The organism is Mesorhizobium sp. M7D.F.Ca.US.004.03.1.1 (assembly GCF_003998635.1).
In the GTDB taxonomy this organism is placed as follows: domain Bacteria; phylum Pseudomonadota; class Alphaproteobacteria; order Rhizobiales; family Rhizobiaceae; genus Mesorhizobium; species Mesorhizobium loti.
Window position 1 is genome coordinate 1 of the sequence record NZ_RZQG01000248.1, and the last position, 7,152, is coordinate 7,152.

Annotated in this window: 7 protein-coding genes; 3 read left to right on the plus strand and 4 right to left on the minus strand. The window is 61.5% G+C overall.

Translation table 11 applies throughout. The features are described 5' to 3' along the window. The first annotated feature begins 238 nt into the window (after positions 1–238). Complete coding sequence (locus tag EN935_RS15850; RefSeq protein WP_127266093.1) at positions 239–1,198, plus strand: NAD(P)-dependent oxidoreductase; 960 nt, start codon at positions 239–241, stop codon at positions 1,196–1,198. Here EN935_RS15850 and EN935_RS15855 read toward each other — a convergent pair. Continuing rightward, positions 1,158–1,790 carry a DUF1638 domain-containing protein gene (locus tag EN935_RS15855; RefSeq protein WP_127373435.1) on the minus strand — a complete coding sequence of 211 codons (633 nt, stop codon included), beginning with the start codon at positions 1,788–1,790 and terminating at the stop codon, positions 1,158–1,160. The two genes, EN935_RS15850 and EN935_RS15855, sit on opposite strands and share 41 nt — an antisense overlap. Positions 1,791–1,854: 64 nt before the next feature. Here EN935_RS15855 and EN935_RS15860 point away from each other — a divergent pair, with 64 nt between their 5' ends. Continuing rightward, positions 1,855–1,992 carry an entericidin A/B family lipoprotein gene (locus EN935_RS15860; RefSeq protein WP_109668437.1) on the plus strand — a complete coding sequence of 46 codons (138 nt, stop codon included), beginning with the start codon at positions 1,855–1,857 and terminating at the stop codon, positions 1,990–1,992. 85 nt (positions 1,993–2,077) lie between these two features. On the opposite strand, the gene EN935_RS15865 is transcribed toward EN935_RS15860, so the two are convergent. From EN935_RS15865 to EN935_RS15875, 3 genes are all read right to left on the minus strand, one after another. After that, positions 2,078–2,776, minus strand: a complete 699-nt coding sequence (locus EN935_RS15865; protein WP_126069400.1) for a B12-binding domain-containing protein — start codon at positions 2,774–2,776, stop codon at positions 2,078–2,080. Positions 2,777–2,874: 98 nt separating this feature from the next. Then, a complete protein-coding gene (locus tag EN935_RS15870) occupies positions 2,875–4,524 on the minus strand; it encodes an ABC transporter substrate-binding protein (protein ID WP_127373436.1) in 1,650 nt (549 codons plus the stop codon). A gap of 43 nt (positions 4,525–4,567) precedes the next feature. Next, positions 4,568–6,118, minus strand: coding sequence for a trimethylamine methyltransferase family protein (locus EN935_RS15875; RefSeq protein WP_109663186.1), 1,551 nt, complete (start codon positions 6,116–6,118; stop codon positions 4,568–4,570). A gap of 91 nt (positions 6,119–6,209) precedes the next feature. Here EN935_RS15875 and EN935_RS15880 point away from each other — a divergent pair, with 91 nt between their 5' ends. Then, complete coding sequence (locus EN935_RS15880; protein ID WP_109663184.1) at positions 6,210–7,112, plus strand: LysR substrate-binding domain-containing protein; 903 nt, start codon at positions 6,210–6,212, stop codon at positions 7,110–7,112. The last annotated feature ends 40 nt before the right edge of the window (positions 7,113–7,152 follow it).

Below are 7,152 nucleotides of genomic sequence, written 5' to 3' on the forward strand. Positions count from 1 at the left end.
CGCCATATTTGTCGAGCCGTGCCTTGTCGGCTGGGGTGATGAGTTTCTGCACCTCGCCATCGGCGAGGGCAGGGAGCGTGCAGCAGAGCATGCCGACAAGGGCGAACAGCGGGCGAAGTGTCATCGGAAGCCTCCCGGTTGATGTCTGGCGCAGCGCCGCTGGTGCATAACTTATCGGGTCGCTGGCGCCTGTCATCCGTGCTTAACAGCGTCACGGTCAAAAATCATGGTGTGACGAATGCGAATCTTGCTCACGGGATCGTCGGGTTGGCTGGGCAGCGCGCTGGCGCCGCGTCTGCGCGCGCTTGGGCACGACGTCGCCGGGCTCGATCCTGTGCCATCGGCGGAAACGCAGATGATCGGCTCGATCGCCGACCGTGACCTTGTCTTGCGCACCGTAGGCGACAATCGGATCGAGGCGATCATCCACAGCGGCGCGCTGCACAAGCCCAACATCGAGAACCGTGCCAACAGCGATTTCGTCGCCACCAATGTGCAAGGCACGCTGAACCTGCTCGACGCGGCGGTGGCGGCCGGCGTGCAGCGCTTCGTTTTCACCTCGACGACGTCGCTGATGATTTCGCAGGCGATACGCGACGGCTTCAGCGGTGGCGCTCGCAAGGCGGCCTGGCTGACGGAGGCGATGTCGCCAGAGCCGCGCAACATCTATGGCGTCACCAAGCTTTCGGCCGAGCATCTCTGCCGCCTCTATCATATCCAGCATGGACTGCCGGTGGTGGTGCTGCGCACGGCCCGCTTCTTCCCCGAAGCCGACGACATGGCGCATGCGATCGAACAGTCGGATGCCAACACCAAGGCGAATGAATTGCTATTCCGGCGCCTGAAGGTGGAGGACGCGGCGGAGGCTCACATCCTTGCCCTCGAAAAGGCGCCACAGCTGGGTTTCGACATTTTCGTCGTCTCGGCGCCGACGCCGTTCCACCCGGATGATTGCGCAGCCTTGATCGCTGATGCGCCGTCGGTCGTCGCGCGCTATTTTCCGGATTTTCCAGCACTTTATGCGCGAAAGGGCTGGACGATGTTTTCCTCCATCGACCGCGTCTATGACGCGTCGCGGGCAAGGGATAGGCTGGGTTTCGTCTGCAAGACGAGCTTTGCCGATGTGCTTGCAGCGCTGCGGACGGAAGAGGGGCTGCTTAGCCCGCGACAGCAGCGGCTTGCGCCATTCCGGCCGTAAGGTCGCCATAACCGGTCGCGCGGCGTTCATAGACGAGACCGAGCATTTTGGCAGCCTTTTCGGCGACCTTGTCGAGTTCCGGATCGTTGGTCTGGGCAAGGTAGATCAGCTTTTCGTAGTTGCCGAAATAGTCCTTGATCAGCTCCGGGTGCTTGTCGAGTCCGAGCGGCTTCATGAAGAAGGCGTCGAACTGCCGGCAGAGGAAATCGGTCATATAGAACGACATCATGTCGTCGTCGTCGATTTTCGCGTAAGCATCCATGCCTTGATAGAAGGCGAAACAGTGCGGGCCGGCCATGCGCTCGACGCCATGCTTCTCGCAGATACGGTCGAGCAGGCCGCCGGTGCCGCAATCGGCATAGCCGACGAAGATGTTTGTGTAGCCTTCGGCCTTGGCCTTTTCGATTGCCTTGTCCATGGCCGGGGCGATGCGGTCCGGGTAGAAATGAAATTCCGCCGGCAGGCAGGTCAGGTCGAGGTGATCCAGTCCGAGCTGTTCCTTGACGGCCAGAACTTCGCGCGCAATCATCCCGCAGGCTATAACGAGCAGCCTGTCGTCTTGATTCGGTTTCGTTTTTTGCGTCTTGGCCATGGAACCCGTCGAGCCGGCCTTCGTTGCTGTGGCGCTAATTTATCTATTGAGGGAGACACCGTCCATGAAACTGCTACGCATCACGCCGATTGCCATTCTTGCTTGTGTCCTTGCCCTTACGGCTTGCGCGAACACCGTTCGCGGCGTCGGCAAGGACGTCAAGTCGACAGCCAGGGCGGTCAAGGACACTGTCGCCAACTGATTGGCAGCCTCGTCCATCATCTGGGAACAAAAAAGCCGCGCTGCAAGGCGCGGCTTTTCTTGTCGATCCATCCTGATGCCTTGGGTCAGGCCGAAGCGCGCACATTGTGCTTGCGCTTCATGTAGTCCTTGGCGGTCTCGACCGCCACCGCCGCGTCGCGGCAATAGGCGTCGGCGCCGACGGCCTTGCCGAATTCCTCGTTCAGCGGCGCGCCGCCGACCAGCACGACATAGTCGTCGCGGATGCCCTTTTCCTTCATCGTGTCGATGACGACCTTCATGTAGGGCATGGTCGTGGTCAGCAGCGCCGACATGCCGATGATGTCGGGCTGATGCTGCTCGATCGCATCGAGGTACTTTTCGACCGCATTGTTGATGCCGAGGTCGATGACGTCGAAGCCGGCCCCCTCCATCATCATGCCGACGAGGTTCTTGCCGATGTCGTGGATGTCGCCCTTGACGGTGCCGATGACCATCTTGCCCTGCTTGGGAGCGCCGGTGGCGGCGAGCAGCGGACGCAGGATGAACATGCCGGCCTTCATCGCGTTGGCCGACAGCAGCACTTCCGGCACGAACAGGATGCCGTCGCGAAAATCCTCGCCGACGATGCGCATGCCTTCGACCAGCGCCTCGGTCAGCACCTTGTAAGGCACCCAGCCGCGCTCGAGCAGGATGTTGGTGCCTTCCTCGATCTCTTCCTTCAGCCCGTCATAGAGATCGTCGTGCATCTGCTGCACCAACTCGTCGTCGGAAAGTTCGGAAAGGATGATCTCGTCGTCGGACATTTTGCTGCCTGCGCGAATTGCTGCCAGTGTTTCACGGGCCGCCGGCACCTTTTGTGATGGGCGCCGGCAGCGTTTTCTTGCAAGTCTCGGGAATTATATCAGGCGTCGAGCCAGACGCTCTGGAAGTCCATCTCGTAGGTCTGGTGCATTCCGTAGTTCTTTACCTTCTTGTTCATGTGGCAGTAGAGCTTCTGCCAGAAGGGCTGGATGATGACGCCGGAATCCTGGAGGATCTGCTCGACGTCCTTCATCACCTCCTTGCGCTTGGCGGGATCGGCCAGCGAAAGCGCCTGCTTGAGCTTGGCGTCGAAATCCGGGTTGGCATAGGCGGTTTCGTTCCAGGCCTCGCCCGAGCGATAGCCGAGCGCCAGCACCTGGACGCCAAGCGGGCGCATGTACCAAATCGTCATGGAATAGGGATACTTCGTCCAGTCGTTCCAGAAGGTCGAACCCGGCAGCACCGTGCGCTTGACCTTGATGCCGGCATCGCGCAACTGGCCGGCGATCGCATCGCCGGTGTTCTTCTGCCATTCGTCCTCGACAGTGATGAGTTCATGCTCGAAGTCGGCCTGACCGGCATCCGCCATCAGCTTCTTGGCGGCGGCAGCATCGCGCGTCTTCTTGGGCAGCGGATAGTATTCGGGATGGATCGGGGCGACGTGGTGGTTCTCGCCGACCGTTCCGAGCCCGGCGTAGCCGAGTTGCATGACGGCATTGTTGTCAACGGCCATCTGCAGCGCATTGCGCACCCGCTGGTCGTCATAGGGCTTGTGGGTGATGTTGGTGCGGGCAACCAGCGTCGTCGCCGTCGCCACCTCCGATTTCACCAGATCCATCTTATCCAAGGCGTCGATGAAGTCGGCCGGCGTTTCGAAATCGAGGTCGATCTCGCCAGAATCGAAGGCATTCAGCGTGGCGTTGAAGTCGGTGCCGTAGTCGATGAACTCGACACCGTCGAGCGGCGTTTCGCCACCCCACCACTTGCCGTTCTCGCGACGCTTGACGACCGCCTTCGTACCCACTGCATAGGACACCAGTTCGAAAGGCCCGGTACCGATCGGCTTCTTGATCGGGTCGGCGCCATCCTTGTCGAAGTCGCGATGCACGACCAGCGCCGGATAGTCGGTGAAGCCCGGTATGATCGCGATGTCGGGTTCGGACAGCTTCAGCTTGACCGTGAGATCATCGACCCTGGTGATGGCGCCATCCTTGGCCTTGCCGGTCTTTGTGTCGATCAGCGCGCCGACGCGTGCCGCCATGGAGTTGCCGGAAGCACCCTTCTCGCACCAGCGGTTCAGATTGGAGACCACGTCATCGGCGTTGAAAGCATCGCCATTGTTCCAGGTGACGCCTTTGCGCAGATGCAGTGTGTATTCGGTGGCGTCGTCATTGACGTCCCAGCTTTCGAGCAGGACCGGCTCGAAAGTGAACTGGTGCGTGTAGCGGACCAGCGGCTCAAGCCAGGTCCGGGTGACGTTTGCCATTTCCGTCCAGTCATAAGTGCGCGGATCCTTCTGTGCCTTGACCGACATTGCGACACGCAGCGTTCCGCCCTTTTTCGGTTCATCGGCCAGGGCTTTTGTTGGCGCAGCGAGGCCAATCATGCCATAGGCGAAAGCCGTCGAGGCGCCGAAGGCGCTTGCCAGCGCCAGGAATTCGCGCCGGTCCATCCGGCCCGCGCGCGTCTCTTTCGCCATTGTCTCGATGGCACTTGGAACGCGGTCGCCATTGCTTCTGAAGAGCGTCATGTTTTCCTCCCTTGGTGGTTCCGTCAGGTCTTCGCCTGTCTTATCAACTAACGCTGTCCGGCAGTTTTTCCTCACGCCGCGCGATCAAATCCTTGAGACCCTCGGCGATGCCCTCGTCGAGCTTCGGCTCCTCATAATCGGCCAGCATGTTGCGCGCTTTCTCGCGACCGCGCGTGTCGTGGTCCTTTGCGCCTTCGGCCTTCCACTGCTCGTACGAATTGAAGTCCATGATGCTGGGCATGAAGAAGGCGGACTCGAAATGTTCGAGCGTGTGCTGGGTACCGAGAAAATGGCCCTGCGGGCCTACCTCGCGGATCGCCGCCATCGCTTCCTTGAAATCGTCGAACGGCAGCCCGCCGGCATATTTGTACCAGCCGATGAGCTGTTCGCAGTCCGTCGCGAATTTCGAATAGCCGCAGGTCAGGCCGGCCTCGAGCCATCCGGCGGAGTGCCAGATGTAGTTTGCGCCAGAGAGTATGGCGGCATGCATCAGCATGTTAGACTCGTAGCCGGCCTGGGCGTCGTTGAGCTTCGACCCGACATGGAAGCCGGACGTGCGCCATGGCAGCCGGTATTTCCGCGCCAGCGCTCCCATGAGATACATCATCTGCGCGGCCTCCGGCGTGCCGCCCATGGGGGCGCCGGTCTTCATGTCCACAGTGACCATGAACTGTCCGTAGATCTGCGGCGAACCCGGGCGCAGCAGTTGCGTGAAGGCGACACCGGCCAGCGCTTCCGCATTGACCTGCGCGACCGCGCCGACTGCGGAAGCCGACGTCGAGGCGCCGCACAACGCGAAGGGCGCCAGGATCAGCGGCTGGTTGCTCCGCGCATACACCTTCATCGCATCCAGCATGGTGGCGTCCCACACCAGCGGCGAGTTGCAGTTGGTGATCGACACCAGGACCGGGTTGTCGCGGACGAACTCCTCGCCGAACACGATGCCTGCCATCGCCATCGTGTCTTCCGCTCGCTCCTTCGAGGTGACGATGCCCATGAACGGCTTATCGGAATACTTCAGCGCCGAATGGATGATATGGAGGTGACGCTTCGGGACCGCGATTTCCATTGGCTCGCAGATGACCGAGCTCGACGAGTGCAGCGCCGGCGCCATATAGGCGAGCTTGTGGAAATTGTTGAGGTCGGCGAGCGAGCCGTAGCGCCGGTTATTGTCAAGGTCGCGCACGTAGGGTGCGCCATACATCGGCACGAAGATAGAGTTCTTGCCGCCGACGCGGACGGTACGATCGGGGTTGCGGGCATTGAGGGTGAATTCCGGCGGGACCTTCGAGACCAACTCCATCAAGAGCGCACGGTCGATGCGAACGCGCGTCTCGGAGACATCGGCTCCTGCGGCCTTCCATAGGGCGATCGCCTCGTCGTCGCGGAACTCGCAGCCCACCTCTTCGAGGATCAAGAGCGATTCCTGGTGGATCAACTCCACCGCCTCGTCAGGGACCATCTGATAGGCGGGAATCTGGCGCACCAGCGTCGGGAACGAGACTATGGGCGCGCCCCGTATCGCCTTGCGCCCTAGGCGGCCGCCGCTTCTGCGATTTGCGTGTTCGGTCACTGCAACGGCCGGTGCATTCATGGCAACTCATCCTCCAACTGCCCATCAACTTAGCGAGACGAAATGTAGCTGTGACGCTGGAAAATCCTGATCTCTTGTATAAACTCTCCTTATGCGAAGCCTACGCCATCTCCTGCCCTCCGCCGGCAGCCTGATCGTCTTCGAGGCGGCCGGCCGGCTGTCGAGCTTCACCGCCGCCGGGCGCGAGCTCGGCATGACGCAAGCGGCTGTGTCCTACGCCGTGCGCGGGCTGGAAGAACAGCTCGGAGCCCAGCTATTCCAGCGCCGCCACCGCCAAGTCGTCCTCACCGAGGCCGGCGAGCGCTTCCACGCCGATGTCTCGCTCGGGCTGTCGCATATCCGCAAGTCGGCGGAAGATCTGCGCCTGCAGGCGAGTGGCGGTCATGTGACGCTGGCCGCCTCGACCGCCTTCGGCTCGTTCTGGATGATGCCGCGCCTGCAGCAATTCCGCGACGAACTGCCGGGCGTTGATCTGCGCATCCAGACCGCCGACCGCGATCTCGACATCATCGCCGAAGGCATCCCGCTCGGCGTGCGCGGCGGCGTGCCGCGCGACTGGCCAGATTATCATTCGCTGTCGCTTGCCGACGAGGAGATCTTCCCGGTGGCGGGCCCCAGTTATCTGGCGAAGTTTGGGTTGCCGGAGACCGTCGCTGAACTTGCCATGCACCGGCTCATCCATCTCGAGGAGCCCTACCGCGAGGCGCCGAACTGGGACGAATGGTTCGCGGCAGCCGGAACCAGCCTCCGTAATGCCGAGCGCGGGTTGCGCATCAATGACTATGCCTTGGTGATTCAGGCGGTCATGGAGGGACAAGGCATCTCGCTCGGCTGGCGGCATCTCGTCGAGCGCCTCGTGGCATCAGGACTGTTGGTGCCGGTGACGGATCATGTGCTGAGGACCGGCATCGGATTCTACGTCATCTGGCCAAAGAACCGCGAGCTCAGCGACAATGCGCGGAAGGTGAGGGATTGGCTGGTGGCGCAAGCGTAATCCATGCCGCGAACTGATCCACCGCTTTCGCGACTATGCC